Below are 19,212 nucleotides of genomic sequence, written 5' to 3'. Positions count from 1 at the left end.
GGCGCCCAGGCGTCAGGCGGGCCGCGCATGGGAGTGGGGCTCGCGCGCGGACCGCTCAGCGGTGCGTCGGGGCGAGCGCCGTCGCCCAGACCTCCTGATGCCGCGTCACGTACCGGTGGACCGCCCGCCAGTGGTCGCCGTGGCCCGCGGTGAACATCGAGCCCCAAGGTTCTACGCCGCGTCGATGGGACGTCTCGAGGAGGTCATGCATCGCGGCGGTCCGGCGGCCCATCACGGCGGGCAGATGTGAGCGCAGCACCGGGTCGGCGGCGTAGCCGTCGACGAGCGCGACCAGGCCCCGCGCCGCCTCGGCGGGTGCCTGGCTGGTGTCGGAGAGCGTGAAGGCCTGGGCGGTGTAGGCGAGGTCCCACAGTCGGGTGCTCGGGCCGGCGCCGTCCCAGTCGATGAACGTCCACCGCTCGCCGATGAGCAGGTTCCACGGGGCCAGGTCGTTGTGGCAGATCAGGTCGTCACCGGGAGCGGGTATCGCGACATCCCACCGCGCATCCGGGGCGGGCCGGAACGCGGTGGCGGCGTCATGGATGGCACGGACGAGGCGACCCACCCGCGCCAGTTCGGCCGGGGTGAGGGGGTCGGCGTCGAGTGCCAGGCGGCCCGGGACGTACTCGAGGATCTGCCGACCGCGGTCGTCGCGGCCGAGGACCGCGGGCACGTCCACACCGGTGTTTCGCACGGCGTCCATGAAGGCGTGGACGTGCGCGGTCGCCGCCGTCCAGGGCTTGCGCACGGTCGCGCCGACCCGCACCACGTCGCTGACGTTGCCGCCCGTCAGGGTCTCCTCGTCAGCCATGGAGGCAGGCTAGCCCGCCATCGGATCCACGGCCGAGGATCGCTACGGGCGGATCTGCAGCTTGTAGGTGAGGGACGTCCCGACGCTCGAGATGTCGAGATTGGTGATGACCCGCTTCTGGTCCCCGCCGAAGAGCGTGACGGCCGTCGGAGCCAGGCTCATATCGACGGCCGCGCCGTCGCCGATCGTCAGATCGAACGTGCTGTCGCCACGCCGGATCCGCACGCCGCGGGCCACGGCCGACCCGGCGCCGGCGACGACCGTCTCATCGTCGCCGACCAGGAACGTGACCGTGTCGCTCGGCCCGATGACGAGCGGGACACGCTCGGTGAAGGAGGTCTCGCCGGGTGCATCGACAACGATCCGGACGCACTCGGGCAGGCACCGGAACGTCCGCTGGATCCGGTCACCGGCGTCGGCGTAGGTGTAGGTGAACGGGAGGGTCTGGTGATACCGGCCACCGGTCTGGATGGTGCTGACGGACGCATCGGTGTAGCCGTCGGCAAGGATCGTGGTCCACGCGCTGTCGGTCCCCATCTGGGTGGCCACGAACGCGCCGGTGGCGTGGTGGTAGAAGAACGACGGGCCGCGGACCACCCGTGGCGAGAAAGCCCGGCCATGATGGGTCGCGAAGTAGTACCCGGAGCGCTTGGTGAACACGTAATGGGCGTCGAACCGCTCGTCGGAACGGGCCTCGACGAAGGAGTCGGAGCCCATGTACGGGAACGACGCGATCGCCGCCTGCCGCTCCGCCACGGTCGGGTAGACCGGCTCGTCCGCGGTGAGCCGGAGGTTCTGCGGCGCCGTGCCGCCGGCGCTGAGCCGGGTCACCTCGACCTCCCCGTCCGCCCAGGCCTGCTGCAGCGCGGCCAGGTGTTCGGCGGGCCAGTTGAGGGCGCGGACCACGTGCGACTCGTTGAAGATGTTCAGGTGGTCTGGGTAGTTGCTCGTGTCGGCTCCACGCAGGGCGGCCAGCGACCGCATGGACGTGCGGCTGGAGATGCCGTTCACGGTCCAGCCGGCGCCGTCGGGCTCCCAGAGGTAGTTGTACTGGCACCAGTCGAGGTGCTTGAGGGCGATCTGTCGGTAGCGATCGTCGCCGGTGCGTTCATAGGCGACGGCGAGGTCCCGAAGCGCGGTGTAGAGCGAGTAGTGGGCATCGAACGCCGCGTACTCGTACATGTAGCCGGCGCCCTGGCTCTGACCGTTCGCCATCAGGTAGTCGAGCCGCTCGTGGTACGAAGCCTCGATGTGTGGGGGCATCAGATGCAGGAACGCCGCGATCCCGGTCATCCCACCGATGATCTGGTTCACGTACCGCATACCGGCGTCCCAGACGTCCGCGACCGTCGGGTCGAGCAGGTACTCGGCGCCGAGCTGAAGCGAGGCCAGCACCTCCGCACGGACCTGGGGGTCCCAGCCGACCTCCTCCATCTTGACCGCCGCCTCGCCGAGGTAGATCAGGCCGAACCCGGTCGCCGCCCGGTTCTTGTCGGTGTAGCTGTAGGCGGGCCACCAACCCTCCGGTCCCTGGAGTTGGAGGTAGTAGCGCATCGCCGCGTACACGTGGTCGCGAAGGACCGGGTCGAGGTAGTACGGGTTCCACGGCGCCTCGTGGGTGTAGAAGAAGGCCAGGGTGTAGACGGACTCCTGGTTCCGAGCGTTCCACGGATCGGGGGCATAGGCGGAGTAGCCACCGTTGAACCAACCGACGGTCTCGGGATCGGTGTCCTCCATGTTGTTCGCGATGTCGGCAAGACTCACGAAGTACTGCGTGATGCGCTGCTCCTGAGGGGTGAACAACGAACGATCGAGCGTCGCGATGTCGTACGGGTCCATGTCCGGGATGGGCAGGGTGAGCACGTCACCGATGTCGGCCGCCGCCGGGCGGGCCTGACTGGCGAGAGCGATGCCCGCGACGCCGGCCGCGCTCATGCGCAACAGGGTGCGGCGGGAGAACGGGAGGGTGACGGCGGATTCCTGGCTGTGCACGGTATCTCCTTCGATGACGTGACCGGTGCCCTGTGGACGCGTCTCATCGGCGCACGGGGCGGTGGTTCGTGCGCTGCCGATGAGCATGCGCGACCTCTGATGTCGCGTTGCATCAACCTAGCGAGCGGCCGGGAACTCGCGCAAGGGTCGGCGCGCAGAGGCTGCTCGAACCGTTGGCAGGACGCGGCAGCGTTCGTGCTGCACCGACGTGCTGGCAGAGTTGGGCGATGACTGAATCGGACGTTGCTGCGACGCTGGGCCTCGGCTCCGCCGCCCTCGGGCGCACCCTGACCGACCCGGTGCCGCTCGGCGGGTCGACCCGGTCCCTGGTGCTGCGGGCGCGGACGTCCGACGGGACGAGCGTGGTCATCAAACACTTCGAGCCCGACGGCGGCGGCGCGACCGGCGAGGACGGCGACGGCGCGTACCGGCGGGAGGCGGCCGGGCTGGCGCACCTGGACCACACCCCGGACCTGCTCGCGGCCGACCCGGCCGCGCGGCTGGTGGTGATGACGGACGCGGGCTCGGCGCCGACGCTCGCGGATCTGCTGCGTGGCGCCGACCCGGACGTGGCCCGGGCAGCGTCGGCCCGCTGGGCCCGCGCCCTCGGTGACCTGTGCGGCGGGTCGAGCTCCGCCGTCGGGGCGGTCGCCTCGGCCATCGGTGAGACGGCCGACCCCGGGATCGAGACGAGGATCCGGGCCGGGCTGGACGCGATCGCCCGGGTGAGCGGCGCCGTCGTCCCGAAGGGCCTCGAGGCGGAACTCGCCGTCGTCCTCGGCCTGCTGGAGGACCGCGGCGTGCTGGTCGCGTCCCCGGGCGACACCTGCCCGGACAACGCGCTGCTCGAGCCGGACGGGCGCGTGGTTTTCCTGGACCTCGAGGGCACGGACGTCCACCACCCGGCCCTCGACGCCGCGTACGCACTGCTCCCGTTCGCGACCTGCTGGTGCGTCTACGAGCCGCCGCCCGGTTTCGTGGAGGACCTGCTCACCGAGTTCACCACCGGGCTCGCGGCGCACCTGCCCGAGGTGGCCGCGGACCCGCGCTGGCCGGGCCAGGTCCGGACCGCGTGCCTGGGCTGGCTCCTGATGATGACCGGCATCCTGCTCAAGTACACCGAGGACCCCGAGCGCCGGATGGGGCCCAAGGACTCCCCGGCCCTGACCTTCCGGGAGCATGTGCTGCTCCGGTGGCGCTGGGGCACGCGCCATCTGGCCGCCGACTTCCCGGCCGCGACCGCCTTCCTGGCCGACGCCGTCGCGGGCGTCGAACGGGACTGGGGCGCCCTGCGTCCGGCCGGCTACCCGGCGTTCGGCTGAACCTCCCCAGCCGCCGCAGCCGGAGCGGGTGGGTTGAGCAGCCGGCGCAGCACCAGGCGCTCGACCAGCGTCCAGGTCGTGGTGACCATCAGGTACAGGGCGGCGGCGAGCGGCACGAACGTGGCGAACACCGCGGTCAGGAACGGTAGGAACCCGAGGACCTTGGTGAGCCCGGACAGGTCCGGCACCCCCGGCTGCCGTTCCGTCGCGGCCGGCATCGGCGGCGGCATCAGGAGCCTGCGCGAGGCCTGCGCGGCGGCGACGATGACCACGACGATCACCGCGTACAGCACCCACGTCAGTGGGGTGGTCGTGCCCGCGCCGATGGCCGTGATCAGGCTGGTGCCGAGCGGGTTGCCGAGCAGCTCGTTCTCGAGCAGGTGGTTCGGGGCGCCGCCGATCGTCGGGGTGATGAACAGCCCGTAGACGGCGAGCAGCACCGGCATCTGCAGCAGGACGGGTCCGAAGCCGGCGAACGGGCTGGAGTTCTCCTCGCGGTAGAGCTCCATCATCTTGCGCTGCAGGACCTCCGGCTGCTTCTTGTACCGCTTCTGCAGGTCGGCGAGCTTCGGCGCGATCCGGCGCCGGGTCCGCTCCGCGCGGGCCTGGGACACCCCGACGGGGATGAGCACGGCGCGCACGAGCAGGGTGAAGACCACGATCGCCAGGGCCGCGGCGCTCCCGGCGGCGATCGGTTCGAGGAGGTCCGTCAACGTGGTGACGACGGAGTTGGCAACGGAGATGAGCGCCCTGATCGGCGCGAATTCGTACAGGTTCATGGGTTGGTCCTTGCGTCATACGGGCGGGTGGGGGCCGTATGGTCGCGCGGGCATGACGCCGCAATGCCTATGCCCGACGGCGTTGGTCGGGCTTGCCGCCTGTCGTGGCGGTGGGGCTGGGCGTCAGCGCGTGGCGACCGCGAGGACGCGGCCCGGTGCCCGGGGGCGCGGCTTGCCGGGGGTGTCCGGCGCGCTCTGCGGGCGCGGCTCGGGTGCGCGAGCGTGCTCCTGGCGCATCCGCGGGCCCCGCAGGCCGCCGAAGGTGGCCGCCACGGCGACGTGGTTGAGCGTGGCGGCGAGCAGCGCCACGGCGGCCAGACCCACGGCTCCGGCGACGGCGAGGGTGCCCAGACCCTGCGCGGACACATCGAAGCCGAGCACCACGATCAGGAATCGGGCGAGGTGCTCGAACTGCTCGAAGATCTGCGGCATGTGGCTCTCGATGGTCGGTTCTTCCGATCGAGGCTAACACCGGCTCCCCCGGGACGGCTCCTGCGACTCAGGGGCGGCGGATCGTCCGAGGGAATCCGGTCCAGCGGAACTCGGCGGGTAGGTGGCTCATGTCGTTGAACATCGTGATCGTGGGCGGGAGGCCGGATCGGTGCTCGATGACGGTCAGGGCCGTGTTGGCGCTGTCGAGGCCGAGCCAGCGCGCTGCTGGGGCCTCGAGCGCGTCGCGAACGAGCCATGCGATCGGATAGCTGTGGGTGATGAGCACCTCGTGGACGTCGGCAGCGTCGGCACCGTCGGCGGCCGCGGCGAATCGCGAGGTCAGGCTCCGAGCGATTCGGTGGCCGGCCGCGGCCTCGTCGGCGTCGTAGCCGTCGAAGAACGGCACCCAGGCGGTCGGCGTCTCCTCGGGCGCCGGAACGTAGGGCACGTGGTCGATCAGTTCGGCGGCCGCGGAGACGGGCGTTCCGTCCGGCAGGTGCGTGGCCAACTCACGTGCGCTCGCCTCCGCGCGGGGGAGCGGGGAGTGCCAGACGGCGTCGATCGGCAGGAGGGCGAGGCGGCGGCCCAGGAGCCGTGCCTGTTCCCGTCCCGTGTCGGTGAGCTCACCGAAGGGGTCGGCGTCACCGTGGCGCGCGATGTACAGGAACCTGGTTGCCATGATCGTCCTCCGCTGCGGGTCGGGGTGTGGTGACGGCACCCTCGGTGCCGTCGATGCTGATGAGGTCGCCGTCACGGATCGCGGTGGTGGCGTCCGGCACGCCGAGGACGGCGGGGATGCCCTGCTCGCGGGCGACGATGGCCGCGTGGGACAGGGCGCCACCGGTCTCGGTGACGATGCCGGCGGCGATGCGCAGCAACGCCGTCCAGGCCGGGTCGGTGTACGGGCAGACCACGATGTCGCCGGGCCGGACCCGCCCGAAGTCGGAGGGTCCGCCCAGGACCCGGGCGATCCCGGTCGCGATGCCGTGGGAGCCAGGTGTACCGGACAGCGTGGTGCCGCCCGCGATGGAGGTCGTCGTCGGCAGTGGTGGAACAGGCGCAGTGATCGGCCTGGCCTGCAGGATCCAGAGTTTGCCGTCGGCGAGCGCCCACTCGACGTCCTGCGGGCCTCCGAGCGCGGCGGCGATCCGGTGTCCGAGCGCGGTCAGGGCCAGGGTGGTCGCGGCGTCGAGCGCCGGCCGGGTCCGCTGGCGCTCCGGCACCTCGTTCGCCGTGACACCGGTGCCATCGTTGGCCCGATCCAGGCGGGTGGCCTTGCGGGCGATGGTGCTCCGGGTGCTTCCGTCCACAGCGATCTCGTAGGTGTCGGGGGTGACCGTGCCGCCGACCACGCTCGGGCCGAGGCCCCAGGACGCCTCGATGCGAGTGCTCGCGCCGGGGTGGGCCGGCGTGAACATCACGCCGGAGGCGTCCGCATCGACCAGGCGCTGGATGAGCACGGCCATCGACGCCTCCCCGGGCGATGCCTTGCGGTCGCTCCGGTACTCCAAGGCGCGCGCGGAGCGCAGCGACGCCCAGCAGGTTCGCACCGCCGCCAGGACGGCGGGCGTCCCGCGGACGCCCAGCACGCTGTCGTACTGACCGGCCGCCGAGGCGTCCGGTTGGTCTTCGGCGTCGGCCGAGGAGCGCACCGCCACCAGCGGATCGCCGAGCAGGGCGAGGTGCCTGGCGACCGCGTCCGAGAGCGCGTCGGGGACGGACAAGCCTGCGCCGTGCGTGGCGTGCACGGCGAACGGCACGACGAAGCCGTCGGGCACCGGCAGTCCTGCCCGCAGCAGCACGGCCAGCGCCGCCGCCTTGCCACCACAGGTGTCTGCGGTCGCGTCCGAGAGATCCGTGAGCACACTCCACCCATCAACGAAACATTGACAACATTGTGTTGATCGTGCAGGATCGGAGCATGGCACGCAAGCACGAGGTCGAAGCGCAGGGAACCGACCAGACCCGGGCACGACGAGAACAGGAGGCACAGGACCGGCTCCTGGCGCTCGGCGCCGACGCACTGGACCCACGGCCGTGGCGACCCGCCCCGGTGCCGCCCACCGCCGTCGACCTCACGCAGTTCGCGCTCTGGCGCTCCACCGACCTCACCCCGGAGGACCTGCTCAGCGCGCTCACCCTGCTGCCCGCGGCGCGGGCGGAGGTCGACGGCATGGAGGCGGGCCTGCTCTTCACGGCCCGCGGCGCGGGACTGACCTGGGCGCAGATCGCCGAGGCGATGGGATTCCGGTCGCCGCAGGCCTGCCAGCAACACTTCGCGCGACTCACCGACCGGCAGGGAGACTAGTCATGGCGCGGACCTCGGAACCGCAACTGCTCGTGCTGCACGCGGTGCGGCTCCTCGGGTTCGCCGACACCCCCGCCGTCGCCGACCGCGCCGGCACCGGCCCGGACGAGACCGCCGCGCTCCTGGACGAGGCGGCCCGCCGCGGATGGCTGCAGCGCTCGTCGTTCGCCGACCTCGGCGGCTGGTGGCTGACCGAGGACGGCAAGGGCGAGAACGAACGTGAACTTGCCCGCGAACGGGAATCGGCCGACCCCGGCGGCGTCATCGCGGCCACCTACCGCGAGTTCCTCCCACTCAACGCCTCGCTCCAGCGCGCCTGCACCGATTGGCAGCTGAAGCCGACCGCCTTGGACCGACTCGCCCCCAACGACCACACCGACGCGGACTGGGACGCCCGGGTCCTCGACGAGCTCACTGCCATCGGCGCCGCGCTGGCTCCGCTGGCCGAGCGCCTGACCGGCGTCCTGGTGCGCTTCGGCGGGTATCACGCCCGCTTCGACACGGCCCTCGAACGTGCCCGGGCCGGCCGGGGCGAATGGGTCGACGGGACCGACATCGACTCCTGCCATCGCGTGTGGTTCCAGCTCCACGAGGACCTCATCGCGACCCTTGGGGTGGACCGTGGTGCCGAGGGCTGAGCAACCTCTCAGCCAGAACCCAGCCCCGGTCCGGCACAGGCTCCTACGCTGAAGTCCCACGACGTCGACCGACGGAGACCCCATGCCCTGGCATATCGCACTCGTCGCCCACGACAACATGAAGGTCGAGCTCCTGCGCTGGGCGGAGTACAACCGGGACACCCTTGCCGAGCACGTGCTGTACGCGACCGGCACCACCGGCACCATGCTCGAGTTCGAGCTCGGGCTGCCCGTGCACCGGTTCCTCTCCGGCCCCGTCGGCGGCGATCAGCAGATCGGCGCCAAGATCGCCGAGGGCCAGGTCACGATGCTGATCTTCTTCTGGGACCCGCTCGAGGCGCAGCCGCACGACCCGGACGTCAAGGCCCTGCTGCGGATCGCCACGGTGTGGAATGTGCCGATGGCGTGCAACGTGGCCTCGGCGGACCTGATGATCTCCTCCCCGCTGCTGGGCAGCGACTACGAGCACCGCCGCCCGGACCTCACCCCGCGCGCCTGGGAGGACGGCCGTTCCGCGGGCGGGTAGTGCTGCCCATCGGCCGTTTACCTTTCAGTCATCTGGAGCCGCTAATCTCGGGCCTCATGGTCATCTGGAGAGGATGGGGAATCCTCGCAATCTTGTTCATCCCGCTCGGCGTGGTCGCGTTCGGCGGACTGTTCACGCTCATCCTCGGTGAGGAGAACTCATTGCTCGCCATCGGGATCGGCTTGATCCTCGGCGGTGTCGCGTGCTTCTTCGCCGGCCGCTGGTTCCAGGACTGGGACGCCGAGCGACGCACGAAGAGCTACATGGTGGCCCGTCAGGCGGAGGTGGACGCCACCGTCGCCTCCGGCCGGTTCCAGCCGGTTCCGGGTTATCAGCCCCGGGACCACGCCGAGGCCCAGCAGCTCGCCGGGCAGATGCTCGAGCGGGAGCAGGTGACGGTGAAGAAGCAGCTGCGCAACCGGCACACGATCTTCTTCATCCCGATGCAGTACTTCGGAATCGTGCTCGCGGCCGTCGGTCTCATCCCGATCTTCCTCAACTTCTCGAGCTGACCGCCGCCCGGCGCGGTGTCGGGGGAGGCGATTAGGCTCGACGGTATGACCGTCATCGGAGCCCACGTCGACCAGACCGACCCCATCGCCGAGGCCCGCGCCCGCGGCGCGGACGCGGTGCAGATCTTCCTAGGCGACCCGCAGGGGTGGAAGGGTCCGGAGGTTCGGTACGACGGCGGAGCATCAGCTCTCAAGGCGGCCGCCGCCGAGGCGGGGGTGACGTTGTACGTCCACTCGCCGTACGTCATCAACGTGGCGACCACGAACAACCGGATCCGGATCCCGAGCCGCAAGCTGCTCCAGCAGCACGTGAACCTCGCGGCCGAGATCGGGGCCGCCGGCATCGTGGTGCACGGCGGGCACGTGCTCGCCGCGGACGACCCGGCCAAGGGGTACGACAACTGGCGCAAATGCATCGACGGCATGGACATGCCGATCCCGGTGCTCATCGAGAACACGGCCGGCGGCACCAACTCGATGGCCCGGGGCGTGGCCAAGCTGGAGCAGCTGTGGGCGTCGGTGCTCGAAGCCGAGGGCGGCGCCGACGTCGGCTTCTGCCTGGACACCTGCCACGCCTACGCCGGCGGCGAGGAGCTCGCCGGACTGGTGGAGCGGGTGAAGGCCGTCACCGGGCGGATCGACCTGGTGCACGCCAACGACAGCCGCGATGCCTTCGACTCCGGCGCCGACCGGCACGCCAACCTCGGCCAGGGCTCCCTGCCCGAGGCGGAGCTGATCGATCTCATCCGCGAGGCCGGCACGCCGGTGATCGTCGAGACGCCGGGTGAAGCGGCCGAGCACTCGGCAGACATCGCCTGGCTGCGCGAGCGGCTCTGACCCGGCGCGACTCCATCGTGCGGGGCTGGGTCACGACGCGACGAGCGCGCCCATGAAGCCGTCCGGGGACGGAGGCCTACCTGACTCGGGCGGCCTTGGCTAGCATTCAGTACCGTGCTCAGGCGCGGCCATCCGAGGCAGGCCCAGGTCGATCCAAGGGGTTTCATGGACGTGCACAGAGCAGGGGAGATCGCTTTCGAGGCGTACCAGTACGCGTACTCGCTGGTGACGATGGACGTCACTCGGCGACAGGCGACGAACGTGCCGAACGCCACGGCGAAGCCGATGAAGGCGCCGGTCAATCAGTTCGCGCACTTCAGGCGGTATCCGGAGGCAACGGCACGGGAGGTGGTGCGGTTCAACTTCGACACGCTCTACTCCTTCGCCTGGCTCGACGTGACTGAGGAGCCTGTCGTGCTTTCCGTGCCCGATTCGGGCGGCCGCTACTACCTGACTCCGATGCTCGACATGTGGAGTGACGTCTTCGCCGTGCCCGGGACCCGGACCACGGGCGGTGTCGCGAGGGACTTCGCCGTGGTCGGGCCGGGGTGGTCGCAGTCGCTGCCGGACGGGATCGAGGTTCTGCGAGCCCCGACTCCCGTCACTTGGGTGATGGGACGCACGCAGTGCAATGGTCCCGGTGATTACGCGAACGTGCACGCCATCCAAGATGACTACCGGATCGTGCCCCTGAGCCAGTGGGGCTCGGACTTTGTCCCGCCGGGCGACGTCGACGTGGATCCCGCTGTCGACGACGTCACGGCGCCGCTCGATCAGGTCAACGCGATGAATGGGGTTGAGCTTCTCGCCTACTTCGCCGAACTGGTCAAGGTGCATCCGCCGCACCCGCACGACTACCCGATTCTTGAGCGCCTGAAGACGATCGGGCTCGTCGTCGGTGAGTCGTTCGACGTCGACGCCCTCACCTCCGAGCAGCGCGGCGTCATCAACGACAGCGCTGTCGCCGCGCTCCAGGACATGGTCGGCTCGGTCACCGATGGCAGCCTCGGCACGTGGGTGGGCCCGTGGGTGACGATCGAGGGTGGCACATACGGCACCGATTACCGCAGGCGCGCGATGGTCGCCATGGCTGGGCTGGGCTGCAACCTTCCCGAGGACGCGCTGTATCCAGGTACCGCGACGGACGCCGACGGCGGTCAACTCACCGGAGACCGCCGGTACGTGTTGCGCTTCGAGGCCGGGCAGCTGCCTCCTGCCGATGCGTTCTGGTCGTTGACGATGTACGACGAGGCGGGCTTCCAAGTCCCGAACCCCATCAACCGGTTCGCGATCGGTGACCGGGACGCCCTGCAGTTCGACGTCGATGGGTCGCTCGAACTCTACCTGCAGCAGGAATCGCCAGGACCCGGTCGCGAGTCGAACTGGCTACCGTCGCCCGCCGGCCCGTTCCAGCCGATGCTGCGCATCTACTCCCCGAAACCCGAGGCGCTCCGTCGAGGGATCGCCCTGCCGCCGATCCAACTCACCTCGTGAGCGCAACGACGACGGCCCGTCACCCACGAGGAGTGACGGGCCGCCGTCGGGCTTTGGCCGTCTACTACTCGGCCTGAGCCTCGTTGCCGGCGTCCTGCGCCTGCTGCAACGCCGTCGGGACGTCGAGGCGACCGGCGAACATCTCCTCGAAGTACGGCCCGTACGCGGTCATGCCGGCCTGCACCCGCGGCCCGATCGGGGCCGCGGTGGTGTCGCCCTGGGCGGCGTCGAGGAACACCTGGGTGTCCACGCCCTGCTCGGTCCAGTAGTCGGTGAACGAGGACTGGGCGTCCGTCGCGGCCGGGAACGAGGCGCCGTTCGCGCCGAGCGGGAGCTGGCCCTCGGCCGAGCCGAGCCACGCCAGGACGGCGGTGGTGGCCTCGAGGTTCTCGGTCGCGGCGTTGCCGAGCGCGGCCACCCCGTGCACCACGCCGACGCGACCCTCGGGTCCCTCGACCATCGGGGCCAGGCCCCACTCGAACTCGGCGTCCGCCATGGCCGGCAGCGAGTACTGGCCGGACTGGAAGAGGGCCATCTTGCCCTGCACGAACAGGTCGCGGGCGAGGTCGCCGTTCTGGCTTGTATCCGCCGCGGAGGGGGAGACGTGGTGGGTGTTGATCAGGTCGACCACGTACTGGAAGGCGGCCACGCCCTCGGGGGAGTTGAACGCGAACTGGTTGTCCTCGTCCTGGAACACGCCGCCGTTGGAGGCGAGGAAGTCGATGTAGATCGCCTGCAGGTCGTTCTGTGCGTTGAAGCCGAACTGGGCGACGTCATCGGGGTTGAACGCGGGATCGGCGGCGGTCACGCCGGCCGAGTCCACGGTGAGCTGCTGGGCGGCCGGCAGGAAGGTGTCGTCGGCGCCGGTGGGGTCCCACCGCAGCGTGGTCGGGTCGATGCCCGCCGCGTCCACGAGGTCCTTGTTGTAGAAGAGCGCGATCGAGTCCGAGAGCTGCGGCACGCCCCACAGCGAGCCGTCCCGGGTGTACAGGTCCACGATCGACTGGGTCCACTCGTCGTGCTCGTCGCCGAGGGCCTCGGTGATGTCGATCAGGTTGCCGTTGTCCGCGTAGAGCGCGAAGTTCGACGTGTTCGCCCAGAAGATGTCCGCCATCGTGCCCGAGCCGATGTCCTGCGGCAGGCGCTCCCAGTAGTTCGCCCACGGGACCACCTCCACGTCCACGGTGATCTCCGGGTTCGCTTCGGTGAACGCCGCGAAGGACTCCTCGTACGCGGTCGCCGCGGCCTCGTCCCAGAGCCGGAACGTCACGGTGGTGGACTCGCCGTCACCGGAACCTTCGTCACCGGAGTCGTCCGAGCTGCCGGGCGAGCAGGCCGCGAGCACCAGCGCGGTCGCCCCGAGCGCGCCCACGGCGCCGAGCAGTCGTCTCCTGCGGATGTCCATCGTTGTTTCCTTTCGCGTCGGGCGGAGTGCCCGTCCCCTCGAGGCACGGTAGCCCGGTGCGATGCCAGGAGCCCGCGGCCGGCCGGGTCGCGACCGAATCGTGATACGGACGAGGCGCGCCCGTGCGCCGCGCGTCCGGGTAGGTCGGCACCTTGGCGGCGGCGGGTGCTCAGCCCGCCTGTCAGCGCCGGAGGAGCCGGAGGCACGGGTGCGCGAACGCCCCGGGCTCGGCTCTGTCCGAGTCGAACCCTGGGCGTTCGCGCACGCGTCAGCCGGTCGACGCCGACTCGCTGGCCGCCGGCGCGCCTGCACCGAGCTGAGACGGCGACGCCACATGGGCGACCTCGATGCGGCGAGGCTTGGCCTGCTCACTCACCGGGATCGTCAAGGAGAGGACGCCGTCGGTGTAGGCGGCCGAGATCTGGTCGAGGGCCAGACCTTGACCCAAGGTCAACTGCCGGGCGAAGGTGCCGGAGGGGCGTTCGCGGACCAGCCAATCGGCCCCTGCCGATGGTGTCGTACGCTCGGCGCGGATGGTCAGTATCCGGTCCTCGACCGAGATGTCGATCGAGCCCGGATCCACACCAGGCAGGTCCATCGAGAGCACGTAATGGTCGGTCTCGCGCTGCAGGTCGATCGGCATCACCGCTGCGTCTCGGCTGCTCGTGGACAACGCCGAGAGCATCCTGTCGAGCTCGTGGAACGGGTCGAAACGTGTAGCCATCGCTCATCACCTCCTCGTCAGCGGGCCCCGACCTCCGAGGCCCAGTCACGATCCCGTCACCGGGGGTTCCCATGACGGGTGGCTACGTCCTTAGACTTAGCACTCGGCACACGAGAGTGCCAGCCTCGGCTTGTTCGCTCCTCGCGAACGCCATCTGGTCCCAGCGGGCGCTTCGCCGCCGGTGTGATGGTCGCAACCGATCCGGGCCGCCGCCAGCCACCGGCCCGGGCCGCTGCGATACTGACCCGATGTCGGCCACCGCGTTCACCACCCGTCCGGAACTGCTCGGCACGTTCGGAATGGTGGCCACCACGCACTGGCTCGCCTCCGCGGCCGGGATGGCCGTGCTGGAGGCCGGCGGGAACGCCTACGACGCCGCAGTCGCGGCCGGATTCGTGCTGCACGTGGTCGAGCCGCACCTCAACGGCGTCGGCGGGGACATGCCCGCGATCTGCCACGACGCGAAGACGGGTCGAACCTTCGTCGTCTGCGGGCAGGGCACCGCGCCCGCGGCCGCGACCCCGCAGGCTTACGCCGCCCAGGGCGTCGATGCGATCCCCGGTACCGGGCTGCTCGCCGCGACCGTCCCCGGCTCGTTCGGGGCGTGGCTGCTCATGCTCGAGCGGTACGGCACCCTGGGCCTGCGGGACGTGCTCGGCTACGCGATCGGTTACGCCCGCGACGGCTACCCGCTGGTGCGCCAGGCGGCGGACACGATCGCCGCGGTGGCCCCGGTGTTCGCCGAGCACTGGCAGGCCTCCGCGCAGATCTACACCCCCGGCGGGCAGGCGCCCGCGCCTCGCTCCCGGTTCGCCAACCCGATGCTGGCGGACACCCTGACGCGACTGGTCGCCGAGGGTGAGGCGGTCGGAAGCACGCGCGAGGCGCAGATCGAGGGCGCCCGCCGGGCGTTCTACTCGGGGTTCGTCGCCGAGGAGATCGACGCCTTCGCCGCCACCGAGCAGTGGGACTCGGACGGCACCCACCGCGGCCTGCTCACCGGCGCGGACCTCGACGGCTGGCGGGCCGGCGAGGAGGACCCGGTGGTCGCCGACTTCGCCGGCATCCAGGTCGCGAAGACGCAGGCCTGGGGGCAGGGGCCGGTCCTGCTCCAGCAGCTGCGGATCCTCGAGCAGTTCGACCTCGCCTCGATGGGCCCGGGCTCGGCGGACCTGGTGCACACCGTGGTGGAGTCCGCGAAGCTCGCGTTCGCCGACCGGGAAGCCTTCTACGGCGACCCCGACCACGTGGACGTCCCCATCGACGAGCTCATCTCGCCCGGATACGCCGCCGAGCGCGCACGACTCGTCGGCCCGACCGCGGACACAGCGCTGCGCCCGGGGTCACCGGCGGGCCGGTCGGCGCGCCTTCCGCAGGCGGTACTCGCCGCGATGGCCGACGGCGGTGCGTGGCCGGATGGTCTGGCGACCCCGCCGGCGCCGGGTCAGGGCGAGCCGACCGTCGCCCGCGGCGACACCTGTCACCTGGACGTGGTGGACCGGTGGGGCAACGTCGTGTCCGCGACGCCATCGGGCGGCTGGTTGCAGTCCTCGCCGACCATCCCCGGCCTCGGGTTCGCGCTCGGCACCCGCGCCCAGATGTTCTGGCTCGAGCCGGGACTGGCGTCCTCGCTGGCGCCGGGCACCCGTCCCCGGACCACCCTCAGCCCGAGCCTGCTGCTCCGGGACGGGCGTCCGTACCTGTCCTTCGGCACCCCCGGCGGGGATCAGCAGGATCAGTGGACGGTGCCGTTCCTGATCAACCACCTGGTCTTCGGGATGGACCTGCAGGCCGCCATCGATGCCCCGACCTGGCACTCCACGCACGGCCCGTCCTCGTTCGCGCCGCGTGCCGCCGAGCCGCTCGGGGTGCGCGCGGAGACCCGGCTCGGCGCCGACGTGCTCGCCGAACTGCGCCGCCGTGGGCATGACGTGAGCGACGCCGGCCCGTGGTCGCTCGGCCGGATCAGCGCTGCCGGGATCCGCGCCGACGGGATGCTGATGGCGGCCGCGAACCCGCGCGGCATGCAGGGCTACGCCGTCGGGCGCTGAGGCGACCCACGCCGTCGGGCCTGTGCGAAACGACCGGCGACCCACCGCGGTCGGGCCGGTACGAAGCGACCGGCGACCCACCGCCGTCGGGCCTGTACGAAGCGACATGGAGTCATGCCGTCGCCGACTCGACACGGCGGGGCGCCCCCGGCCGCCGACGGAACGCACTGGTACCTTCCACGAAGGAGTCAACCCTCACGAAGAAGCGAGGACGCCGTGCGCACCACCTCCTCAGGCCCCCGTCGGATCCGGCGATCTGTGGTCGCCGCGCTCGTTCTGGCGCTCGTGACGTCGCTGTTCGGCGCGGTGCCGGCGACGGCGGCACCCGCCACGTCCGGTGACGTCACCGCGCCGGTGGACACCGGCACGTATCGGATGTCCTCCGCGCAGGGGCCGCGCTGCCTGCCCATCATCATGGCCACGACCTGGCACAACGGACAGGACCTCGGCGGCGCGGTCGGGAACCGGCTCTATGCCGTCGCCGACGGTGTGGTCACCCGGGCTCAGCCGGACTCGTCCGCCGGTCAGTGGATCACCGTGCGGCACGTCATCGACGGCGTCACGATCACGATCGGGTACTCGCACGTTGTCAACGCGACCCAGTACGTGCGGGCGGGTCAGCGGGTGTCGCAGGGCCAGCGCATCGCGACCATGGGCAACACCGGCGTCTCCACGTCCCCGCACCTGCACCTGGAGGTGTGGCGTGGTGACTACGGCGGCACCCTGCTCGACCCGGAGACGTGGTTCCGGCAGCAGGGCATCGACCTGCGCGCCGGCGCCGATCTGATCACCCAGGTGCGCACGCCGAGCCAGTGCCGTTACTACGCGCAGGGGACCACCACGATCTACCGCTCCGCGTCGACGTCCTCGACGGTGCGGGGAACCGTGCCCTCGCGCACGGTGCTGACCTCGACGCCGGGGGCCTCCTCGGGCAACTTCATCCAGGTCAGGGCCGGCAACATCAGCGGGTGGGCGCCCCGCGCCAATGTCACCCCGACCGATGACGTCTACACCCAGCGGCACATGCTCGGTGATCACGACTACACCGGCGACGGCGTCCCTGACGTGCTGGCCGTGAGCGCGTCCGGCGCACTGCTGCAGTACCCGGGCAACGGCCGTGGCGGATTCCTGTCGATGCGGCGGGTCGGCAACGGCTGGACCGGGTTCGAGATCATCGCGACCGGGGACTTCAACGGGGACCGACGTTCCGACCTCGTCGCCGTCGACGCCTCGGGGCGGCTGTTCCTCTACCCGGGCACGGGTCAGGGCGGCTTCCGGGCCCGCGTGCAGATCGGACACGGCTGGGGCTCGTTCGCGCACCTGTTCGCGGTCGCCGACTTCAGCGGTGACCAGCGCACCGACCTGATCGCCGTGGACTCCACGGGCCGGATGTTCCGCTATCCGGGGCTCGGCAACGGCCGGGTCGGCGCCCGCACCCAGATCGGGCACGGCTGGGGCGCGTTCTCGACGATCATGGCCGGTGGCGACCTCAACGACGACAGCTCGTCGGACCTCATCGCCGTCGACTCCAGCGGCCGGCTGTTCGTCTACTACGCGAACTCGGAGGGCGTGATGAACGCCGGCCAGCAGATCGGTCAGGGCTGGCGCAACTTCACCCTCGTCCCAGTGGGCGACTTCAACCGGGACGACTACTCCGACTTCCTCGGCATCAACAACACCACGGGAGCGGCCTACCTGTACCGGGGCGACGGCAAGGGGCGCGTCGGATCGGCGATCCAGGTCGGCACCGGCTGGGCCTCCTTCATCCAGGTCCTGTAGCTCGACCCGCCCGGGCTCACGTGGAGCGGGCGAGGCGGGCCGTCATGGCGCCGACCGCGTCCCGGAGCTCGGCGGGGCCCTCGACGGTGAAGTCCGCGTCGAACATGCAGAACCACGCGGCGAGCGCGTTGTACGTCCAGGAACCGGCCTCGACCCAGCAGGAGTCCTCGTCGCGGGCCACCACGGTGCCCTGCCTCTGGATCCACGGGGCCACCGTGGTGGCCGGTGCGTGCAGGAGCACCCGGCCCCGGGCCGGCCACTGGGCGGCGCCCCGCACCTGGCTGCGCAGATAGTCGGCGAGGTCCTCTTCGGGCAGCTCCCGTGGGGTGAACCGCGCGCCGTGCGGAGTCCGCGGCGTCATCCGGTCCGCCCGGAACGTCCGCCACGCCTCCCGGTCCAGGCACCACGCGACGAGGTACCAGCGGGTGCCCCAGCTGACCAGCCGGTGCGGTTCGACCCGCCGCAACGACGGCGTCCCGTCCTTGGCCACGTAGTCGAACCTGAGCACGTGGTGATCCCGGCACACCGCGCCCAGCTCCAGGAGCAGGTTGGCGTCGACCTGGGGCGCCGCCGTCGTGGTCGGCACCGACGTGAACTGGAGCGCGTCCACGCGGTGCCGTAGCCGGGACGGCATCACCTGCCGCACCGTGGTCAGCGCCCGCAGTGCCGCCTCCTCGATCCCGGCGACCCCACTGCTCGCGGTCTGCAGGGCGACGGCGACCGCCACCGCCTGCTCGTCGTCGAGCAGCAGCGGCGGCAGCTCGGTGCCGGCGCCGAGGCGATACCCGCCGTCGGGTCCCTTCGTGGCCTGGACCGGATAGCCGAGCTCGCGCAGGCGGTCCACGTCCCTGCGGACCGTGCGCGGGCTGACATCGAGCCGCTCGGCGAGGTCCGCGCCGGGCCAGTCCCGGCGCGCCTGGAGCAGCGAAAGCAACTTGAGCAGTCGTCCGGACGTCTCCCACATGCCACCAGTCTGGCACCGGAAGCGGTCAGCACCTGTCCGCTTCCGTGGCCGGACACGCGTCGCCGGATCGTTGTCGAAGCGTCATAGCGGTGGTCCGTTCCGCGCCATAGACTCGGGATCCGACGGTCGGCGGAGGGGTGGTCAGGGTGGCGCGATCCAGAGCGGTGTTGGCTGGGGTGTTCCTGTGGGGTGCGTTGCTCGGGCTGTCCGGGTGCGGCGGTGCGGAGGAACCCGGCGGGGGTGATCCCCCTAGCGACTCCACGGAGGAGACGCAGGAACCCACGGACGACGCCACCGACGAGACGACCGGCTCGGGCGACGCCGACGACCCCGCGGTGAGCGCCGCCGTCGACGACCTGGCCGAACGGCTCGGCGTGGACACCGGGGACATCGAGGTGGGCCCCTTGGAGGCCGTCACCTGGCGCGACGGAGCGATCGGCTGCCCCGTGCCGGATCAGGTGTACACACAGGCGCTCGTCGAGGGCCGGCGGCTGATCCTCACCGCGGAGGGCGAGGAGTACGCCTACCACGGCGCCGGCGAGGACGCGTTGGTGTACTGCGAGACGCCCGAGGAGCCGCTCGAGACGGACGCCGCGTCCTGATTGCTGGGCCGTGCTCGGCATCAGCCCTGAGGTCGG

19 protein-coding genes are annotated in these 19,212 nt (G+C 71.1%); 10 read left to right on the top strand and 9 right to left on the bottom strand.

Features of this window, described 5'->3' with window-relative positions:
* Positions 1 to 55: 55 nt before the first annotated feature.
* A complete protein-coding gene (locus KCQ71_RS11625) occupies positions 56 to 811 on the bottom strand; it encodes a phosphotransferase (RefSeq protein WP_223406008.1) in 756 nt (251 codons plus the stop codon).
* A gap of 42 nt (positions 812 to 853) precedes the next feature.
* Positions 854 to 2,803 (bottom strand): hypothetical protein, encoded by a 1,950-nt coding sequence (locus KCQ71_RS11620; protein ID WP_223406006.1) that lies wholly within the window; start codon positions 2,801 to 2,803, stop codon positions 854 to 856.
* A gap of 227 nt (positions 2,804 to 3,030) precedes the next feature.
* On the opposite strand from KCQ71_RS11620, the gene KCQ71_RS11615 reads away from it, so the two are divergent.
* Positions 3,031 to 4,125: a hypothetical protein gene (locus tag KCQ71_RS11615; RefSeq protein ID WP_223406004.1), complete on the top strand. Its 1,095-nt coding sequence runs from the start codon at positions 3,031 to 3,033 to the stop codon at positions 4,123 to 4,125.
* Here KCQ71_RS11615 and KCQ71_RS11610 read toward each other — a convergent pair.
* From KCQ71_RS11610 to KCQ71_RS11595, 4 genes are all read right to left on the bottom strand, one after another.
* Positions 4,107 to 4,904 carry a YidC/Oxa1 family membrane protein insertase gene (locus KCQ71_RS11610; RefSeq protein ID WP_223406002.1) on the bottom strand — a complete coding sequence of 266 codons (798 nt, stop codon included), beginning with the start codon at positions 4,902 to 4,904 and terminating at the stop codon, positions 4,107 to 4,109. The two genes, KCQ71_RS11615 and KCQ71_RS11610, sit on opposite strands and share 19 nt — an antisense overlap.
* A 123-nt stretch (positions 4,905 to 5,027) precedes the next feature.
* Positions 5,028 to 5,336 carry a DUF6412 domain-containing protein gene (locus KCQ71_RS11605; RefSeq protein ID WP_223406000.1) on the bottom strand — a complete coding sequence of 103 codons (309 nt, stop codon included), beginning with the start codon at positions 5,334 to 5,336 and terminating at the stop codon, positions 5,028 to 5,030.
* A gap of 67 nt (positions 5,337 to 5,403) precedes the next feature.
* On the bottom strand, positions 5,404 to 6,015 hold the full coding sequence (locus KCQ71_RS11600; protein WP_223405998.1) for a histidine phosphatase family protein: 612 nt from the start codon (positions 6,013 to 6,015) through the stop codon (positions 5,404 to 5,406).
* Positions 5,978 to 7,201, bottom strand: coding sequence for a PEP/pyruvate-binding domain-containing protein (locus KCQ71_RS11595; RefSeq protein WP_223405996.1), 1,224 nt, complete (start codon positions 7,199 to 7,201; stop codon positions 5,978 to 5,980). Before KCQ71_RS11595 ends, KCQ71_RS11600 begins: the two co-directional genes overlap by 38 nt.
* Before the next feature lie 56 nt (positions 7,202 to 7,257).
* Here KCQ71_RS11595 and KCQ71_RS11590 point away from each other — a divergent pair, with 56 nt between their 5' ends.
* The 6 genes from KCQ71_RS11590 (at position 7,258) to KCQ71_RS11565 (ending at position 11,651) form a co-directional block, all read left to right on the top strand.
* Positions 7,258 to 7,644 carry an SANT/Myb-like DNA-binding domain-containing protein gene (locus tag KCQ71_RS11590; RefSeq protein WP_223405994.1) on the top strand — a complete coding sequence of 129 codons (387 nt, stop codon included), beginning with the start codon at positions 7,258 to 7,260 and terminating at the stop codon, positions 7,642 to 7,644.
* Positions 7,645 to 7,646: 2 nt separating this feature from the next.
* Positions 7,647 to 8,282 (top strand): transcriptional regulator, encoded by a 636-nt coding sequence (locus KCQ71_RS11585; RefSeq protein WP_223405992.1) that lies wholly within the window; start codon positions 7,647 to 7,649, stop codon positions 8,280 to 8,282.
* Positions 8,283 to 8,364: 82 nt separating this feature from the next.
* Positions 8,365 to 8,808, top strand: coding sequence for a methylglyoxal synthase (locus KCQ71_RS11580; protein WP_223405990.1), 444 nt, complete (start codon positions 8,365 to 8,367; stop codon positions 8,806 to 8,808).
* 56 nt (positions 8,809 to 8,864) lie between these two features.
* The gene (locus KCQ71_RS11575; RefSeq protein WP_223405988.1) at positions 8,865 to 9,320 is read left to right on the top strand and encodes a hypothetical protein; all 456 of its coding nucleotides are present in this window, start codon (positions 8,865 to 8,867) and stop codon (positions 9,318 to 9,320) included.
* A gap of 45 nt (positions 9,321 to 9,365) precedes the next feature.
* The gene (locus KCQ71_RS11570; protein WP_223405986.1) at positions 9,366 to 10,157 is read left to right on the top strand and encodes a deoxyribonuclease IV; all 792 of its coding nucleotides are present in this window, start codon (positions 9,366 to 9,368) and stop codon (positions 10,155 to 10,157) included.
* Positions 10,158 to 10,322: 165 nt separating this feature from the next.
* Positions 10,323 to 11,651, top strand: coding sequence for a DUF1254 domain-containing protein (locus tag KCQ71_RS11565; RefSeq protein WP_223405985.1), 1,329 nt, complete (start codon positions 10,323 to 10,325; stop codon positions 11,649 to 11,651).
* Positions 11,652 to 11,715: 64 nt separating this feature from the next.
* Here the strand turns inward: KCQ71_RS11565 and KCQ71_RS11560 are convergent, their stop codons facing one another.
* Together KCQ71_RS11560 and KCQ71_RS11555 are read right to left on the bottom strand one after the other, a co-directional pair.
* Positions 11,716 to 13,056 (bottom strand): ABC transporter substrate-binding protein, encoded by a 1,341-nt coding sequence (locus tag KCQ71_RS11560; protein WP_223405984.1) that lies wholly within the window; start codon positions 13,054 to 13,056, stop codon positions 11,716 to 11,718.
* 268 nt (positions 13,057 to 13,324) lie between these two features.
* Positions 13,325 to 13,699: an Hsp20/alpha crystallin family protein gene (locus KCQ71_RS11555; RefSeq protein WP_372454008.1), complete on the bottom strand. Its 375-nt coding sequence runs from the start codon at positions 13,697 to 13,699 to the stop codon at positions 13,325 to 13,327.
* A 329-nt stretch (positions 13,700 to 14,028) separates the two neighbouring features.
* Here KCQ71_RS11555 and KCQ71_RS11550 point away from each other — a divergent pair, with 329 nt between their 5' ends.
* Positions 14,029 to 15,831: a gamma-glutamyltransferase family protein gene (locus KCQ71_RS11550; protein WP_223405982.1), complete on the top strand. Its 1,803-nt coding sequence runs from the start codon at positions 14,029 to 14,031 to the stop codon at positions 15,829 to 15,831.
* A gap of 216 nt (positions 15,832 to 16,047) precedes the next feature.
* A complete protein-coding gene (locus tag KCQ71_RS11545) occupies positions 16,048 to 17,610 on the top strand; it encodes a peptidoglycan DD-metalloendopeptidase family protein (protein WP_223405981.1) in 1,563 nt (520 codons plus the stop codon).
* Positions 17,611 to 17,626: 16 nt separating this feature from the next.
* On the opposite strand, the gene KCQ71_RS11540 is transcribed toward KCQ71_RS11545, so the two are convergent.
* Complete coding sequence (locus KCQ71_RS11540) at positions 17,627 to 18,574, bottom strand: helix-turn-helix transcriptional regulator (protein ID WP_223405980.1); 948 nt, start codon at positions 18,572 to 18,574, stop codon at positions 17,627 to 17,629.
* 146 nt (positions 18,575 to 18,720) lie between these two features.
* Here KCQ71_RS11540 and KCQ71_RS11535 point away from each other — a divergent pair, with 146 nt between their 5' ends.
* Complete coding sequence (locus KCQ71_RS11535; protein WP_223405979.1) at positions 18,721 to 19,176, top strand: DUF8738 domain-containing protein; 456 nt, start codon at positions 18,721 to 18,723, stop codon at positions 19,174 to 19,176.
* Positions 19,177 to 19,212 lie beyond the last annotated feature (36 nt).

This window comes from Occultella gossypii (assembly GCF_019947135.1).
GTDB classification, from domain to species: domain Bacteria; phylum Actinomycetota; class Actinomycetes; order Actinomycetales; family Beutenbergiaceae; genus Occultella; species Occultella gossypii.
Note: the sequence above shows the minus strand (reverse complement) of the source record. Positions and strands in the feature narration are given on the sequence as shown.

Excerpts from the sequence above, each read along its gene's own strand:
- KCQ71_RS11625 (WP_223406008.1), bottom strand. The coding sequence starts at position 811 with ATGGCTGACGAGGAGACCCTGACGGGCGGCAACGTCAGCGACGTGGTG.
- KCQ71_RS11615 (WP_223406004.1), top strand. The coding sequence starts at position 3,031 with ATGACTGAATCGGACGTTGCTGCGACGCTGGGCCTCGGCTCCGCCGCC.
- KCQ71_RS11610 (WP_223406002.1), bottom strand. The coding sequence starts at position 4,904 with ATGAACCTGTACGAATTCGCGCCGATCAGGGCGCTCATCTCCGTTGCC.
- KCQ71_RS11605 (WP_223406000.1), bottom strand. The coding sequence starts at position 5,336 with ATGCCGCAGATCTTCGAGCAGTTCGAGCACCTCGCCCGATTCCTGATC.
- KCQ71_RS11600 (WP_223405998.1), bottom strand. The coding sequence starts at position 6,015 with ATGGCAACCAGGTTCCTGTACATCGCGCGCCACGGTGACGCCGACCCC.
- KCQ71_RS11590 (WP_223405994.1), top strand. The coding sequence starts at position 7,258 with ATGGCACGCAAGCACGAGGTCGAAGCGCAGGGAACCGACCAGACCCGG.
- KCQ71_RS11585 (WP_223405992.1), top strand. The coding sequence starts at position 7,647 with ATGGCGCGGACCTCGGAACCGCAACTGCTCGTGCTGCACGCGGTGCGG.
- KCQ71_RS11580 (WP_223405990.1), top strand. The coding sequence starts at position 8,365 with ATGCCCTGGCATATCGCACTCGTCGCCCACGACAACATGAAGGTCGAG.
- KCQ71_RS11575 (WP_223405988.1), top strand. The coding sequence starts at position 8,865 with ATGGTCATCTGGAGAGGATGGGGAATCCTCGCAATCTTGTTCATCCCG.
- KCQ71_RS11570 (WP_223405986.1), top strand. The coding sequence starts at position 9,366 with ATGACCGTCATCGGAGCCCACGTCGACCAGACCGACCCCATCGCCGAG.
- KCQ71_RS11565 (WP_223405985.1), top strand. The coding sequence starts at position 10,323 with ATGGACGTGCACAGAGCAGGGGAGATCGCTTTCGAGGCGTACCAGTAC.
- KCQ71_RS11560 (WP_223405984.1), bottom strand. The coding sequence starts at position 13,056 with ATGGACATCCGCAGGAGACGACTGCTCGGCGCCGTGGGCGCGCTCGGG.
- KCQ71_RS11555 (WP_372454008.1), bottom strand. The coding sequence starts at position 13,699 with ATGCCGATCGACCTGCAGCGCGAGACCGACCATTACGTGCTCTCGATG.
- KCQ71_RS11550 (WP_223405982.1), top strand. The coding sequence starts at position 14,029 with ATGTCGGCCACCGCGTTCACCACCCGTCCGGAACTGCTCGGCACGTTC.
- KCQ71_RS11540 (WP_223405980.1), bottom strand. The coding sequence starts at position 18,574 with ATGTGGGAGACGTCCGGACGACTGCTCAAGTTGCTTTCGCTGCTCCAG.